The 14,582-nt window shown below is 71.2% G+C and carries 13 protein-coding genes and 1 pseudogene; 7 read left to right on the forward strand and 7 right to left on the reverse strand.

The genetic code is table 11. From position 1 onward, the window contains the following. Positions 1-43: 43 nt before the first annotated feature. Complete coding sequence (locus OG858_RS04560) at positions 44-1,441, reverse strand: DUF6421 family protein (protein WP_086750550.1); 1,398 nt, start codon at positions 1,439-1,441, stop codon at positions 44-46. Positions 1,442-1,855: 414 nt separating this feature from the next. Between OG858_RS04560 and OG858_RS04565 the strand changes: the two genes are divergently transcribed. After that, a complete protein-coding gene (locus tag OG858_RS04565) occupies positions 1,856-2,539 on the forward strand; it encodes a glycerophosphodiester phosphodiesterase (protein WP_328545122.1) in 684 nt (227 codons plus the stop codon). Positions 2,540-2,564: 25 nt separating this feature from the next. Here the strand turns inward: OG858_RS04565 and OG858_RS04570 are convergent, their stop codons facing one another. Next, positions 2,565-3,104 carry a GNAT family N-acetyltransferase gene (locus OG858_RS04570; protein ID WP_319262201.1) on the reverse strand — a complete coding sequence of 180 codons (540 nt, stop codon included), beginning with the start codon at positions 3,102-3,104 and terminating at the stop codon, positions 2,565-2,567. A 122-nt stretch (positions 3,105-3,226) separates the two neighbouring features. Here OG858_RS04570 and OG858_RS04575 point away from each other — a divergent pair. Beyond that, a pseudogene (locus OG858_RS04575) lies at positions 3,227-3,460 on the forward strand (VOC family protein); the annotation flags it as partial. Between the two features lie 62 nt (positions 3,461-3,522). On the opposite strand, the gene OG858_RS04580 reads toward OG858_RS04575, so the two are convergent. Both OG858_RS04580 and OG858_RS04585 read right to left on the reverse strand, forming a co-directional pair. Then, positions 3,523-4,071, reverse strand: coding sequence for a MarR family winged helix-turn-helix transcriptional regulator (locus tag OG858_RS04580; protein WP_086750553.1), 549 nt, complete (start codon positions 4,069-4,071; stop codon positions 3,523-3,525). Further along, positions 4,068-5,702 (reverse strand): FUSC family protein, encoded by a 1,635-nt coding sequence (locus tag OG858_RS04585; protein WP_319065176.1) that lies wholly within the window; start codon positions 5,700-5,702, stop codon positions 4,068-4,070. The genes OG858_RS04580 and OG858_RS04585 overlap by 4 nt, the downstream gene beginning before the upstream one ends. Positions 5,703-5,897: 195 nt before the next feature. On the opposite strand from OG858_RS04585, the gene OG858_RS04590 reads away from it, so the two are divergent. The 3 genes from OG858_RS04590 (at position 5,898) to OG858_RS04600 (ending at position 8,278) form a co-directional block, all read left to right on the forward strand. After that, positions 5,898-6,452 carry a DUF5134 domain-containing protein gene (locus tag OG858_RS04590; RefSeq protein ID WP_086750555.1) on the forward strand — a complete coding sequence of 185 codons (555 nt, stop codon included), beginning with the start codon at positions 5,898-5,900 and terminating at the stop codon, positions 6,450-6,452. A 387-nt stretch (positions 6,453-6,839) separates the two neighbouring features. Further along, complete coding sequence (locus OG858_RS04595) at positions 6,840-7,523, forward strand: phosphatase PAP2 family protein (protein WP_319261999.1); 684 nt, start codon at positions 6,840-6,842, stop codon at positions 7,521-7,523. A gap of 32 nt (positions 7,524-7,555) precedes the next feature. Continuing rightward, positions 7,556-8,278: an HAD family hydrolase gene (locus tag OG858_RS04600; RefSeq protein ID WP_328545121.1), complete on the forward strand. Its 723-nt coding sequence runs from the start codon at positions 7,556-7,558 to the stop codon at positions 8,276-8,278. A 286-nt stretch (positions 8,279-8,564) separates the two neighbouring features. Here OG858_RS04600 and OG858_RS04605 read toward each other — a convergent pair whose 3' ends face one another. Then, a complete protein-coding gene (locus tag OG858_RS04605) occupies positions 8,565-10,076 on the reverse strand; it encodes an LVIVD repeat-containing protein (protein WP_327749303.1) in 1,512 nt (503 codons plus the stop codon). Between the two features lie 194 nt (positions 10,077-10,270). On the opposite strand from OG858_RS04605, the gene OG858_RS04610 reads away from it, so the two are divergent. Next, entirely contained in the window at positions 10,271-10,936 is a 666-nt protein-coding gene (locus OG858_RS04610) for a DUF305 domain-containing protein (protein ID WP_086750559.1), read from the forward strand. A gap of 27 nt (positions 10,937-10,963) precedes the next feature. Here OG858_RS04610 and OG858_RS04615 read toward each other — a convergent pair whose 3' ends face one another. Next, positions 10,964-11,440: a DUF6214 family protein gene (locus tag OG858_RS04615; protein ID WP_319065175.1), complete on the reverse strand. Its 477-nt coding sequence runs from the start codon at positions 11,438-11,440 to the stop codon at positions 10,964-10,966. 226 nt (positions 11,441-11,666) lie between these two features. On the opposite strand from OG858_RS04615, the gene OG858_RS04620 reads away from it, so the two are divergent. Beyond that, the gene (locus OG858_RS04620; protein WP_086754551.1) at positions 11,667-13,010 is read left to right on the forward strand and encodes an FAD-dependent oxidoreductase; all 1,344 of its coding nucleotides are present in this window, start codon (positions 11,667-11,669) and stop codon (positions 13,008-13,010) included. A 226-nt stretch (positions 13,011-13,236) separates the two neighbouring features. On the opposite strand, the gene OG858_RS04625 is transcribed toward OG858_RS04620, so the two are convergent. After that, on the reverse strand, positions 13,237-14,541 hold the full coding sequence (locus OG858_RS04625; protein WP_327745747.1) for an SGNH/GDSL hydrolase family protein: 1,305 nt from the start codon (positions 14,539-14,541) through the stop codon (positions 13,237-13,239). Positions 14,542-14,582: the final 41 nt, after the last annotated feature.

Genomic DNA, 14,582 nt, shown 5'->3' on the forward strand with positions numbered 1-14,582 from the left:
TTCGCCTCCTGAGCAGCGTCTGTGACGTCTGCGAATCCGGCGCTCACGCGGCGACCCGCTCGGCGTTCGCCGCGGTGATGCCCTTGGTGGAGGCGATCACGGTCTTCAGCTTCTTGGCGAGCGCCTCATAGAACATGCTGAGCGGAAACTCGTCCGGAAGCACGTCGTCGACGAGTTTCCGCGGCGGCTGCGTCAGATCCAGGGCGTCCGGGCCCTTGGCCCAGCGGGATCCGGGGTGCGGTGCGAGATAGTCGGCGACCAGCTCGTACCCGGCGAACCAGTGGACCAGCTTCGGGCGGTCGATGCCGTCCCGGTAGAGCTGCTCGATGTCGGCGCAGAGCTGGTTGGTGACCTGCGGGGCGCGCTGCCAGTCGATGTACAGCTTGTTGTCGGTCCAGCGGACGACGTCGTGCTTGTGCAGGTAGGCGAAGAGGAGCTGGCCACCGAGGCCGTCGTAGTTGCGGACCCGCTCGCCGGTGACCGGGAAACGGAACATGCGGTCGAAGAGCACCGCGTACTGCACGTCACGGGCCTGCGGGACGCCGTCGGCCTCCAGCTTCACGGCCTCCTTGAAGGCGGTGAGGTCGCAGCGCAGCTCTTCGAGGCCGTACATCCAGAACGGCTGGCGCTGCTTGATCATGAAGGGGTCGAAGGGCAGGTCGCCGTGGCTGTGGGTCCGGTCGTGGACCATGTCCCACAGGACGAAGGCCTCCTCGCAGCGCTTCTGGTCGTGGACCATCGCGGCGACGTCCTCGGGCAGGTCGAGGCCGAGGATGTCCACGGCGGCCTCGGTGACACGGCGGAACCGGGCGGCCTCGCGGTCGCAGAAGATGCCGCCCCAGGAGAAGCGGGCCGGAGCCTCGCGCACGGCGATGGTCTCCGGGAAGAGGACGGCCGAGTTGGTGTCGTAGCCGGCGGTGAAGTCCTCGAAGGTGATGCCGCAGAACAGCGGGTTGTCGTAGCGGGTGCGCTCCAGCTCGGCCAGCCAGTCCGGCCAGACCATGCGCAGCACGACCGCTTCGAGGTTGCGGTCGGGGTTGCCGTTCTGCGTGTACATCGGGAACACGACGAGGTGCTGGAGGCCGTCCGCGCGGCTCGCGGCGGGCTGGAAGGCCAGCAGCGAGTCGAGGAAGTCGGGCACCTCGAAGCCGTCGTCGGCCCAGCGCCGCAGGTCCTTGACGAGCGCCTCGTGGTAGGCGGCGTCGTGCGGCAGCAGCGCGGACAGCGCCTCGACGGCCCCGACGACATCCCGCACGGCGCGCTCGGCGTCCGCCGGATCGGGGGCGTGCTCGGCGTCGAAATCGATCGAACCGTCCTTGGACTGCCATGGCCGGATCCGCTCCACGGCATCCTTGAGCACGGGCCAGGCCGGGTGCTCCACCACCCTACCGACCGAAGGAATAACACCCTCCGCGCCCATCTGCACAAGAATTTCCGTCATGACCCATCCTCCACGGGATAAACTTTCGTAGGGACACCGTACGTAGCGAGGGTTCCCCACCGCAAGACCGATCATGAGCGATCCAGCCGGAAATCTTCCCGCCACCCCCTCCGACTAACCGCTGAATCTCCTGTCACACGCGTCATGGATCACAGTTCGTGCGTCGCGCCCGTCGCACGCAGGTCTCCGGGGTCAACGCGCGCCGGACTCGCCCACTCACGGATGACCCGATCGGTACGGGGCAGGTGCGGAAACGGTCCTGTTCTTCGACGTGACACGACGTGACACGACCCGAAAGGGCTCATGCACATGCGGATGCATCGCACGGCGGGAGTACTACGCTGCGCCCCAGCCGCGTGCCGCCCCTCCCCCGGTCACGCGGGCCGAGCCGCCGTCGACGGAAGCGAGTCAACCTTGAACTTCCTCACCATCGGTCACCGCGGAGTCATGGGTGTCGAACCCGAGAACACCCTCCGCTCCTTCGTAGCCGCCGATCGCGCGGGCCTCGACGTCATCGAACTCGATCTGCATCTGAGCAAGGACGGCGCGCTCGTCGTCATGCACGACGCGGACGTGGACCGGACGACGGACGGCACCGGCCCGATCGCCGACAAGACCCTCGCCGAGCTGCGCGCCCTGGACGCGGGCCGCGGCGAGCGTGTCCCCACCTTCGAGGAGGTCCTGGACGCGGTACGGGCACCGCTCCAGGCCGAGATCAAGGACGCGGCGGCGGCCCGCGCCCTCGCCGAGGTCATGCACCGGCGCGACCTGGTGGGGCGGGTCGAGGTGCTGTCCTTCCACGACGAGGCGGTCGCCGAGATCGCCCGGCTCGTGCCCGGCGTGCGCACCGCGCTGGTCGCCAGCCGCTACGGCCCCGACGTGGTGGACCGGGCGGTCGCGGTGGGCGCCGCCACCCTCGTGCTGAACATCCGGCGGCTGACGCTGGAGGTCGTCGAGAAGGCCCGCAAGGCGAACCTGCGGATCATCGGCTGGGTGGTGAACACCCAGGACCACCTGCGCCTGGTCCGCGCGCTCCAGCTGGACGGCGCGACGACCGACTACCCCGACATCAAACGCACCGGCCGCTTCACCGCGTAGGTCTCGGGCGCAGACCGGCGAGACCTCAGACGATTTCCTTGACCAGCAGCTCGAACCGCAGGTCGTCGCGGAGCGGGATGCCGAAGCGCTCGTCGCCGTACGGGAACGGGGTCATCCGTCCCGTACGGCGGTAGCCGCGCCGCTCGTACCAGGCGATGAGGTCGTTCCGTACGGAGATCACGGTCATGTGCATCTCCTTGGCGCCCCAGACCTCACGCACGATCCGCTCGGCCTCGGCGATGATCACCTTGCCGAGACCGCTGCCCTGGAGGGCCGGGCTCACCGCGAACATCCCGAAGTAGGCGTGGTCACCGCGGTGTTCGAGCTGGCAGCAGGCGAGGATCATGCCGTCCCGCTCGACGGTGAGCAGCCTGCTGTCGGGCGCCTTGATGACCCGCAGAACACCCTCCGGATCGGTCCGCTGCCCTTCGAGGATGTCCGCCTCCGTGGTCCACCCGGCCCGGCTGGAGTCCCCGCGGTACGCCGACTCGATCAACGAGACGAGGGCGTCCACATCGGCATCGGTGGCATCGCGGAAGATCAGGCCGGTGGTGGCGGCGTCCATGGACGGCTCCTGAAGGATGTCTGCGGGTTCGAACACGCACGAGGGTAACGGCAGCCGTGCCCCGGCAGGGGTGCGGCCAGGGCACGGGGAACCGCGCGGGAAGCCCTCCCCCACCCGCACCCGCCGACTTCGGCGGCATGATCACGATGGACGAGAAGTTCCCGCCCGAGGTGCCCTCGCACTGGCTGCCGTACTTCGCCGTGGAGGGCGTCGACGAGTCGGCCCGCATCGCCGCCGGGGCGGGCGGCACCCTCCTCATGGAGCCCACCACAGTGCCGGACGGCCCCCGCATCGCGGTGCTGCGGGACCCCCAAGGAACCGTGTTCGGCACGTACCTGGCGGGCGCGGAGGGCTGACCCCGACCGGCATCGACCTACCGACCCCGACCGGCCGGTCCCGGCGCACCGCGCGTCGCGCACTAGGCGCGCGGCAGACCCAGGCGGCCTTCCAGCTGGATCAGCAACTCGCCCAGCAGCACGGCGAGTTCGCGTCGATTGTCGGCGTCGACGCCGGAGAGTACGGCCTCCTCGTAGGCCAGTTGCTCCGGCATGACGCTGTCCACGAGGTCACGGCCGGCGTCGGTGAGGCGGACGTGGGCGACGCGGCGGTCACGGTCGTCACCGCGGCGCTCGACCAGTTCGCGTTCGGTGAGCAGCTTGAGGCGTTTGGTGACGGCGGCGCCGGAGGCGAAGGTCTCGCGGGCGATCTCACTGGGGGTCAGTTCATGACCGGTGCGGCGCAGGGTGCCGAGGACGTCGAACTCGGGACGGGTGAGGCCGGCCCGGCGCAGCGGCGCGTCCTCGGCCTGTTGGAGGAGGGCGGCGCAGCGGTTGACGCGGCCGATGATCTCCATCGGCGCCGTGTCGAGACCGGGGTGGACCGTCTGCCACTGGCGCACCACCTTGGCGACCGTGTCCCCGAGTACCGCGCCGCTCCCCGCCGCCGCCCGCCCGTTGCCTGCCGTCATGCCCGTGCGCCCTCCGATGCCTCGAACCCTTGCTGTCGTACCGTCGCCGCGAGCGTACGGTGTCCGGCCTGCTCGGCGTGTGTCACCCGCTCCGACGGCCAGGCGCGTTGCCACCATTCGCCGCTCGCGGCGTCGGTGACGGCGCGCAGTTCGACGAGGGCGGCGGCCAGGGCGCGGCGGGCGGTGGGCAGTGCACCGGGTGCGGCGTTCGGGTCGGCGGCCGTGCGGACCGTGTGCGCGCGGGCGCGCTCCACGGTGGTGAGGGCGTGGGCGACGCGGTCTCCGGCGCGCCGGTTGGTGACGGCGACCGCCACGAGGAAACCGACCAGGACGCCGACGACGGTGTCCAGGAGCCGGTCGGTGATCAGCTCGCCGGGGTTTCCGTAACGGACGAACTCGGTGACGAGCAGGGCCATCGGGGTGACGCAGATGGTGCCGAGCCAGTAGTTGCGGCTGATCAGGGCCTCGGCTCCGAAGCTGAGGGCGAGGCAGCACAGGACGAGTGCCGTCGGGCCGAGGTGGGCGAGCGGGACCAGGGCGGCGAAGGCCGACACACCGGCGAGGTTGCCGACCACGCGCTGCACGCCCCGGCTCCAGGTGAGGGTGAGGTTCGCCTGATAGAGCGAGGCGGCGGTGACGAGGGCCCAGTAGGGGCGGCCGACACCGATCGCGAGGGAGGCGTACCCGGCGAGGGCGCAGCCGACGGCGGTGCGTACGGCGATGGGGGTGAGCGGGCCGAGCCTGCTCCACAACGGGGCTCGCCCGCCCGCGGGTTCGACCTCCGCGCCGGGCATCTCGTCGGCGGCCTCCGTCGGGGCGGCGTCTCGCGGAAGGGGTCCGGCACCGCGCAGCTCCCGTGCCAGGGCGCGCAGCCGGCCGGGGTCGGCGGCAAAGGGTGCGGCGAGTGCGACGTCGGCGCGGGCCAGGAGCGCTTCGAGGGCGCGCCGGGGTTCGGTGCGGGCGCCGGCGGCGAGCAGTGTCTGCCAGGCGGTGTGCAAGGCGGTCGTGGCGGTCGCACGGATGTCCGGTCGCTCGGGCCTTTCGACGTGGGCGGCCACCGCGTTCAGGGCCTGGGCCGTGGCGCGGCGCTCCGGCCCGTGCGGGCGTGGCAGGCCGGGGGCCATGCACACGAGCCAGGCCCAGGCACCCGCGACGGCGGACGCGGCGAGGTGACCGGGAACCTGGGCGAGGCCCTGGGGCAGGAAGAGGGCCGCCGAGGTGACGAAGGTGAAGATGACGTTGGCGGGCGGCCCGACCCGGCTCGCGTCGCAGAGCGCCTTCTGCACGGCGGCCAGAAGCGCGCCCACGGTGACCAGCACCACCGCGTTCGTGGTGAGCGAGGCGGCGACCAGGGCGACCGCGAGTCCGCCGACCATGCCGAGCACGACGCGGGCGAGGGTCCGGGCGCGGGCGGCGTACGGGCGGTGGTGGGCGTAGAGCGCGCACAGGGACCCGGCCATCGTGTACATCGCCAGGTCGAGGCGGTCGAGGGCCAGCAGCGTCAGGTTGGGTGGGGCGGCCGCGACGACCACGCCGAGCGCGGGCTTGAACCAGATCTCGGAGGGCCGGTTCACTCGGAGGGCACCGGAGAGCGGAAGCCGGCGGGCATGAGGAGGTCCGACGCTGAACATGCCATGACCTTAGCTGGTGTTTTACTTGTGAAATAGATTTCGGACTGTGGCGCTCGTCTCGGCCCCGCACCCCCGCGCGCTCCCCCGCGTACACCCTTGCGCTCGTATGCGCGCCATCGGGCCCGGGCATGCCCTGACCGACTGTCCGACCTCACTCTCAGCACTGACCGATGTCGTCGAACGGGGAGGTGCGCGGTGCACGGACCGGTTTCGGCCGGCTGGCTGCTGGTCGCGCTGTGCGCGGTGACCGGGGGCTACTGCCTGCTGCGGATGCGCAGCGCCGTCGAGGAACAGCGCCTGGCCGCGGGCGGCGAGGCGCTGATGGGGTTCGGGATGGCCGCGATGGCCGTGCCCGCCGCGGCCATGGCGCCGCCGCGCTGGGCCTGGCTCGGCTACGCGGTCGTGTTCGGCATGGCGGCGGCGCGGGCGCTGTGGTCGGCCCGCACGAGCCCGCACCATCTGCACCATCTGGTGGGAGCGCTGGCGATGGTCTACATGGCCGTGGTGATGGTCGCCTCGCCGGGCGGCGGCCACGGCGGCGCGGGCCTGCCCCCGGTGACCGGGGTGCTGCTGGTGTACTTCGCGGGCTACGTGCTGTGGGCCGGCATCCGGCTCATGCCCGTACCGGCCACGACGGGGGCGCGGGTTCCGGTCGCACGGGCGACCGGCTGGGGTGACCGGCCGGAGCTGGCGCGTGCCTGCCGGCTGTCCATGGGCATCGGTATGTTCGCCATGCTGCTGACGGTCTGAGCGGCCCGGACGTCCGCGCCACCGGCCGTGGGCCGCTCGGAAACGGTTCGTCCGGCCCCGAGCCGCGCCTGGTCGCAGTCCGCGTCACTTCGGCGGCCCGGCCCGTGTCACCGCGCACCCGCCCTGCCCATGGGCCGCGCCTCATGACGGCCGCCACGACCGCCGCCGGGCGCCCTCCGGTGGCGCTCGCGGCGGGTTCCCGCGGTGGCCGGTGGCTTTCGTCCCCGCTTCGCGGGCACTCGACAGGTCGTGAAATGGCAAAGAGAGGACAAAGGGCAGCCCAAGGACAACGTGCGGCGCGACGGCTTTGCTCCGGTCGCGGCGCGTGACAGTGATCTCACGCCCCGACGTTGGCCTGAGGCCCCGGGAGTCGGCAAGGATCGCTGTATGCACACCCCCACCGTCGACGCGCCGCCCCACCGGCCGCCGACCACCCGCACCGTCCGCGCCGCCGCGGCCTTCGCGGCGCCCTCCGTCCTGCTGCTCGTGCTGGTCGCGCTCCCCTGGGGGCCGCTCATGTCGCTGGACGAGAGCATCGCGAACACCACGCACAGATGGGCCGTCGACGCACCGGGCATCACCCACGCGTTCCGCATCCTGACGGACTGGGTCTGGGACCCGGTGACGATGCGTCTGCTCGTCGCGGCCGCCGCGATCTGGCTGGTGTGGCGCCACCGGGAATGGTGGCTCGCCGGGTGGCTGGCGGTCACCTGCGCGGTGGGTACGGCGATGCAGCAAGGGCTGAAGGCGGCCGTCGGCCGGGAGCGGCCCGCGTGGCCCGACCCCGTCGACTCCGCCCACTACGCGGCGTACCCGTCGGGCCACGCCATGACAGCCACGGTCGTCCTCGGTCTGCTCGTGTGGCTCCTGCACCGGTACGGCGCCGGCCGTGTCGTCGTGCGGACGGCCCTGGCGGTGGCCGCCGTCTCCGTCGTGGGCGTCGGACTGACCCGGATCTGGCTGGGCGTGCACTGGGCGTCGGACGTGCTGGGCGGCTGGCTCCTGGGCGGCCTGACGATCGCGCTGGCAGTGCTGAGTTACGAGAAGTGGCAGGCCCAGAGGCGTACTTGACCGGGCGCGGGCGGGCACGAAGGATCGACGGCATGACGGTCAAAGGAGTGCTGTTCGACTTCTCCGGAACCCTTTTCCGCGTGGAGTCCACCGAGTCCTGGCTCCGCGCGGCCCTGACGGACGCCGGTCTGGCCCTGCCCGAACCGGAGTTGGTCCGGGCGGCCGAGGCGCTGGAGCGGGCGGGCGCGCTGCCGGGCGGGGCGTTCCCGGAGGAGCCGCCGACGGGCCGACAGGGTGAACTGTGGGCGGTGCGGGACCGGAGCGCCGAGCAGCACCGGGCCGCCTACACGGGTCTGTCCCGCCAGGTACCCCTCCCCGTCCCCGCGCTCCACGACGCGCTGTACGACCGCCATATGACGCCGTCGGCCTGGAGTCCCTACCCGGACGCCGCCGAGGTCCTCGCCGCCCTGCGGGAACGCGGCGTGTCCGTCGGGGTGGTCAGCAACATCGGCTGGGATCTTCGGCCGGTGTTCCGCGCCCACGGCCTCGACCCGTACGTCGGCGCGTACGTGCTGTCGTACGAGCACGGCATCCAGAAGCCGGACCCGCGGCTGTTCGCCCTCGCCTGCCAGGCGCTCGGTGTGGACGCGCGCGACACCCTGATGGTCGGCGACGACCGGCGGGCCGACGGCGGTGCGGCGGCGCTGGGGTGCGGGGTGTACTTCGTCGATCATCTGCCCGCCGCCGAGCGGCCGGACGGGCTGCGGCCGGTGCTGGATCTGATGGATGAGGTGCCGTCGGCCGCTGCCCCCTGAGCCGGGCCCGGTGCCCGCGTCCCGTTCGCCGACCGGCTGTTCGTCACCGCTGGACGTCCGTCCCGGACCGTCCCCCGTGCGGCCCGGGACGAACAACGGCCGGGCGGGAGCACGTAGGGTCGCCGCCCGGAAGCGCTGAGTATAGTTCGCCGACAGCGAGTCGACGCGGGAGTTGCCGGATGTCCTCGCGCAGCGAGCCGGTCGGTGAAGAGTCCGCGAGCGCGGTGTCCCGCCGGTCCCCGAAGGGCCCGGCGGGACGGGTTGACCGAGATCCGTGGCGGTGCTGCTACCGGTCCACGTCGAAGTAGTCCGGCTGCGTCTGCACGTTGAGCTCGGACAACTGGACCTCCTTGGCCGGATCCGTCCGCGGGTCGTCGAGCTTCAGGACGTCGAAGCCCTTCACCAGGTCGTTCGAGTAGATGTAACCGTTGTAGTAGTACGCCGACCAGGAGCCGCCGCCCACCAGGGTGCTGGTGGAGATCGGACCGCGCTCGAAGTAGGCGATCTCCTCGGGCTTGGCGGAGTCGGTGAAGTCCCAGACGGAGACGCCGCCCTGGTACCAGGCCTGGACCATGATGTCCTTGCCCTTCACCGGGATCAGCGAGCCGTTGTGGGCGACGCAGTTCTCGGTGTTCGCCTGGTGGCGAGGGATCTTGTAGTAGCTCTTGAAGACGAGCTTGCGCTCGTCGCCCTTGCCGGTGATCTCGTAGATGCCGTCGGCGCCGCGGTTCGGTCCGATCGCCGCGTTGCAGGTGGCCGCGCCGCCGCCACCCAGCTCGTCGGTGAAGACGACCTTGTCGGCATCCTGGTTGAAGGTGGCCGAGTGCCAGAACGCGAAGTTCACGTTGTCCTGGACGCGGTCGATGACCTTCGGCTTCTTCGGGTTCTTGATGGAGAACAGGATGCCGTCACCCATGCAGGCGCCGGCGGCCAGGTCCTTCGACGGCAGCACCGTGATGTCGTGGCAGCCGGTGGTCTTGGAGACACCGGGGTTCGTGGGCGAACCCGGATTGCCGCCGCCGTCGGGGCCCTCACCGGGGAAGAGGACCGGGAAGCCCACCACCTTCGCCCTCTCCGGGCGCTCACGGGACACCTTGATGACCGAGATGCCGTCGTGCGGAGGCTTGCAGTCGGGGAACAAGGCGCTCGGCGAGTACGACGAGACGTAGACGTAGACGTTCTTGCCGTCGGGCACCAGCGTGTGGGTGTGCGAGCCGCAGGCCGTCTCGACGGCGGCGACGTACTTCGGGTGTGCCTTGTCGCTGATGTCGAAGATCTTGACGCCTTCCCACGACGACTTCTCGGTCGCGGGCTGCGTGGTGCTGTTGCAGGAGTTGTCGCTGCGCGAGGAGTCGGTGGACAGGAACAGCAGGTCGCCGGAGACGGAGATGTCGTTCTGCGAGCCCGGGCAGAGCACCTGGGCGACTGTCCTGGGCGCCTTCGGGTCACTGATGTCGAAGACACGGAAGCCGTCGTAGTTGCCGGCGTAGGCGTACTTGCCCTGGAAGGCGAGGTCCGAGTTGGTGCCCGGCAGCGCCTCCTTGGGGATGTTGGTCAGATGCTGGATGTTGGCGGAGTGGACGATCTCGTCCTGGCCGGGTATCTCGCCGGCGGCTATCGCCGCCCGTGCCTCGGCGGCGTCACTCTTGGAGACCTTCTCCCGCACGGCGGGCGAGTCCCCGGGGTCGGGGATCGCGGCCGCCGGTCCGGCGGTGAGCAAGGCGGCCAGGAGGCCGGCCGCAGTCGCGGCGACCCCAATACGTCTGCGCCGCGTCCGAAGGTTGTTCAACAGGGTCACTGTGTCCTCCCATGTAGCCGTTCGCGGTCGAACGGTTCAGGCTCCTCCGAAGTATCTTCTTCATCATGCACAGATCAACAGACGGCAATGTATTTGTAACGAACAAATTTGATCACCGGTCAGCGAAAGCGTGTTAGGAAAGTCCGTCAACACTCACAAGGTGTACGCCCGTTGCTGTGCCCCAGGAGGTCACTGTGCTCGTTCGCCGCACAACCCGCGCACCGCTGGTCACGGCCTCGCTGACGGCCGCTTTCCTGGTACTCGCGGGCTGCGACTCGGGGTCGGAGTCGGACCCCGACGGCGGTTCCGCCCAGTCGAGCGGACCGGCGGTGATCGCCCCCGGAAAACCCGGTGAGGCCGCACAAACCCTCTCCCCGGAAGAAGTCCAGGAGCAGCGGGCGGAGGACGACACTCCGAATTCCGCGGACTTCGACTATGTGCGCATGATGATCGTGCACCACACCCAGGCGTTGGAGATGACCGAACTCGCCCCCGACCACGCGAAGTCGACCCCGGTGAAGCGGATCGCCGAGCGCATCTCGGCCGCCCAGAAGCCCGAGATCGAGGCCATGGAGGGCTGGCTGAAGGTCCACGACGGTGACAAGAGGGACACCGCGCACGACCACGAGACGATGCCCGGCATGGCCACCGGGGCCCAGCTCAGAAAACTCGGCACACTCGACGGGGAGAAGTTCGACCAGCTCTTCCTGAAGCTGATGATCACTCATCACGAGGGGGCGATCACCATGGCCACGGATGTGAAGGCGCAGGGCAACAACATCCTGGTCGAGGAGATGGCCGACGACGTGATCGCCCAGCAGGCGACGGAGATCAGCCGGATGCGCGACCTGACGGAGTAGCCGGCGAGCCCTGCCTGTCCGTCGGGTTCAGCGCCGGGCGTGGCGGGGGCCGAGCAGGCCCTCGTCGCGCGCCCCGGCGATCAGCCGGAGCGACTTGCGGCGGCTGTGCCCCGTCGCGCACATCACGGCGAGGACCGGGTCGTAGCCGGACCGCTGCGCCGCGAGGTACTCCTCAGCCACCAGCCGCCGCCCCTCCGTCCCCCGCGGCCAGGCGGGCCTGGCCCGGCGCCCGGATCCGTACGCGGTCTGCGGCAGCTCCTCGTCGAGGAAATCGGGCGTGGTGCCGCACGCCTCGAAGAGCGGGCCCTCGATCCAGTCGGCCAGCTCCGCCAGGTCGTCCAGGGACAGCGGCGGCTGGGCACGCACGTCCTCCAGGGACAGACGGCCCTCGCAGACCACGACGAGCACCTCGACCGCGGCGCCGTCCGGGAAGGCCAGCATCGCGTCGAACCAGGCCGTGGCGCCGCCGTGCTCCTGCACTTCCCACGCGCGACGCACGGTCACCGCGCCGTCCTGCCAGTGGCGATCAGAAAGATTAAGAAAGGATGCTTCCAGCACATACGCAACGTAAGCGCATGATCACATTCACTGCGCACAGCCACGCGTACCGGGGGCGTACGGCACCCCGACGGCGCAGCACGCCCTCCCTCCCCTCCGCACCCCTCCCCCGGTGGGCCTCACGGTGCGATCCTTGAGACATCAGCGATCTCCTCGCGTAAGGAGTTCCGCCGTGCTGCATGTCGCCGTCGTCGGATCGGGGCCGAGCGGGTGCTACACCGCCCAGAGCCTCGTCCAGCAGGACCCGGACGTGCTCGTCGACGTACTGGACCGGTTGCCGTGCCCGTACGGTCTGGTGCGCTACGGGGTGGCGCCGGACCACGAGAAGATCAAGTCGCTGCAGAACAATCTGCGCACCGTCCTGGAGCACGAGCGGGTCCGGTTCCTCGGCGGCGTCCGGGTGGGCCCGGACGGGGTGCCGGCCGCCCGGCTGCGGGAGCTGTACCACGCGGTCGTGTACTGCGTGGGCGCCGCGGCCGACCGACGGCTCGGTATCCCGGGTGAGGAGCTGCGGGGCAGCTGGTCGGCCACCGAGTTCGTCTCCTGGTACAGCGCGCACCCGGACGCCGTGACCGACGGCTTCGCCCTCGGCGCACGGGCCGCCGTGGTCATCGGCGTCGGCAACGTCGCCGTCGACGTCACCCGGATGCTCGCCCGCGGCGCGGCCGAGCTGAGCCCCACGGACATGCCCCAGGCCGCGCTCACCTCCCTCGCCTCCAGCGAGGTCACCCATGTCCACATGGTGGGCCGCCGAGGCCCCTCCCAGGCCCGCTTCACCACGAAGGAGCTGCGCGAGCTGGGGACCCTCCCGGACACCCAAGTGACCGTCAACCCTGCCGAGTTGGAACTCGATCCGGACTACGTCGACCCGTCGTCCCTCCCTGCCGCCCGGCGCCGCAACGTCGAGGTTCTGCGCGGCTGGGCCACCGCGCCCGCCCCGCCCGGCCGCCACCGCGTCCGCCTGCGCTTCTTCCTCCGCCCCGTCGCACTCCTCGCCGACGGTGACCGGGTCTGTGGCGTCCGCCTGGAGCGCACCGAACCCGACGGCCACGGCGGTCTGAGCGGCACCGGCCGGTACGAGGAGATCGAGGCCCAACTCGTCCTCCGCTCGGTCGGCTACCGGGGCGTCCCCCTCGACGGCCTCCCCTTCGACCCGGCCCACGGCACGGTCCCGCACAGCGCCGGCCGCGTACTCCGCGAAGGCGTGGCCTCCCCGGGCGAGTACGTGGCCGGCTGGATCAAACGTGGCCCGACCGGGGTGATCGGCACCAACCGCCCCTGTGCCAAGGAGACGGCGACATCTCTGCTGGAGGACGCGCCGGAGCTCGCGGGCAGGAACGTGCCGGACGATCCCGCGAGGGCACTGCGGGCCGAGGGCTGCACGCCGGTCGAATGGTCGGGTTGGCAGGCGATAGAGCGAGCCGAGGCGGAACTGGGCGCCTCTCTCGGCAGAGGCGTGGTGAAACTCCCGGACTGGCGGTCCCTGCTGAACGCCGCTCACCGGGGCGCCCGTTGAGGGACACGGGGTCCGCGCGACCGGCCCCCACCGACCCACACATCGAACTCACCCAGGGCAACACCCCTGACATCACCGAACTGTTCAAGTCCCCCGGGGCCGGCCCGCGGCACCCGCCACCCCGTGAACGGCCACGCCTCCGGGGCCCGCATCCCCATCGGCCACCGAGCAGTACCCACCGGGTCGGTCCAGGCGGGGTTTCCGACCGGCGGCCGGGCCGAGCCGCTCAGCTTTGCCGCAGCAGGCGGGTCGGGACCGCCTCGGCCAGGATCCGGTAGCCCTCCGGGTTGAGGTGCAGCCAGTCGCCGTCGTGAAGGCCGGGCAGGAGGCGGCTCGGGTTGTCCGGGTCGCGGACCGCGCGGTCGAAGTCGAGGACCGTGTCGAAGCGGCCGCTGGTGCGGATCCAGGTGTTGACGGCCTGCCGCGCCGCCTCACGGTGTCCGGCGGTGTCGTCGTAGGGGGTGTTGCCGCCGAAGGGCAGGAGGGTCGCGCCGTGGACGCGGATGCCCTGGGCGTGGGAGCGGACGATGATCTGCTCGTAGGCGGCGATGAGGTCGGCGGTGACGCGCTGTTGGGCGGCGGGGGTGGCCTCGGCTGTGCCGAGGTCGTTGACACCCTCGAAGACGATCAGTTGTTCGACAGCGCTGTGGGCCAGGATGTCGCGGTCCAGGCGGGCGAGGGCGCTCGGGCCGAGGCCGTCGTTGAGGACGCGGTTGCCGCCGGCCGCCTGGTTCACCACGGCGATGTGCCGGGTGCCGGGCCGCTGTTGGAGCCGGTCGAAGAGCTGGTCGGGCCAGCGGTTGTTGCCGTTGGTGGTGGAGCCCCTGCCGTCGGTGAGGGAGTCACCGAGGACGGCGACGGCGGTCGTGGCGGGCCGAGACAGCACCTCGACGTCGCTGAGCAGGTACCAGTGGTTGGTCGGGGTCGCGCCGGGGAGGTCCGTGTCCTCGGTGTGGTCGCCGTGCCGGAGGTACGAGGTGGTGCGCGAGCCGGGGTGCGAGGTGAGGGCGAGGGACGCCTGGCCCTCGGCCAAGTACGCCGTCACGGTCAGGTTGGTGCCCGGATTCAGCGTGAAGTCCAGTGGGTCGGAGACCACTTGGGCGCCGACCGGGACGGTCATGGACTCCCGGCCGCTGAAGGTCACCGTCCGGGAGGTGCCGGGCTCGATCGCCCCGACCCCGGCCTGTCCGCCCAGCGGGAGGGCCACTGTCACGGCGGTCAGCGGCAGCGCGCTGCCGCCGAAGGCGTTGGAGAAGCGCAGCCGGACGCGGTCACCGCCGGTGGTGACGCGTACGGTCTGGCGCAGGGTGGTGTCGACCAGTACGGCCCGCTCCCCGGTGAACGGCGCCGGGGGCATGTTGCCCGGCTCGGTGAGCTGCGGCATCGCGGACCAGGTGTTCACCCAGTGCCGGGTGGACGACGCCGTGTCCCGGGTGCCCGCCCCGTCCGTCCGCTGCGTACCCCCGACCAGGGCGACCACGGCGGACGACGCCACCACGAGGGCCAGGGCGAGGACGCAGGTGGCGATCACGGTCGCGAGCGGCGCTCCGCCGGACGGCTTGACGGGCTGCG

Source organism: Streptomyces europaeiscabiei, assembly GCF_036346855.1.
GTDB lineage: Bacteria > Actinomycetota > Actinomycetes > Streptomycetales > Streptomycetaceae > Streptomyces > Streptomyces europaeiscabiei.

Excerpts from the sequence above, each read along its gene's own strand:
- OG858_RS04560 (WP_086750550.1), bottom strand. The coding sequence starts at position 1,441 with ATGACGGAAATTCTTGTGCAGATGGGCGCGGAGGGTGTTATTCCTTCG.
- OG858_RS04570 (WP_319262201.1), bottom strand. The coding sequence starts at position 3,104 with ATGGACGCCGCCACCACCGGCCTGATCTTCCGCGATGCCACCGATGCC.
- OG858_RS04580 (WP_086750553.1), bottom strand. The coding sequence starts at position 4,071 with ATGACGGCAGGCAACGGGCGGGCGGCGGCGGGGAGCGGCGCGGTACTC.
- OG858_RS04585 (WP_319065176.1), bottom strand. The coding sequence starts at position 5,702 with ATGTTCAGCGTCGGACCTCCTCATGCCCGCCGGCTTCCGCTCTCCGGT.
- OG858_RS04595 (WP_319261999.1), top strand. The coding sequence starts at position 6,840 with ATGCACACCCCCACCGTCGACGCGCCGCCCCACCGGCCGCCGACCACC.
- OG858_RS04600 (WP_328545121.1), top strand. The coding sequence starts at position 7,556 with ATGACGGTCAAAGGAGTGCTGTTCGACTTCTCCGGAACCCTTTTCCGC.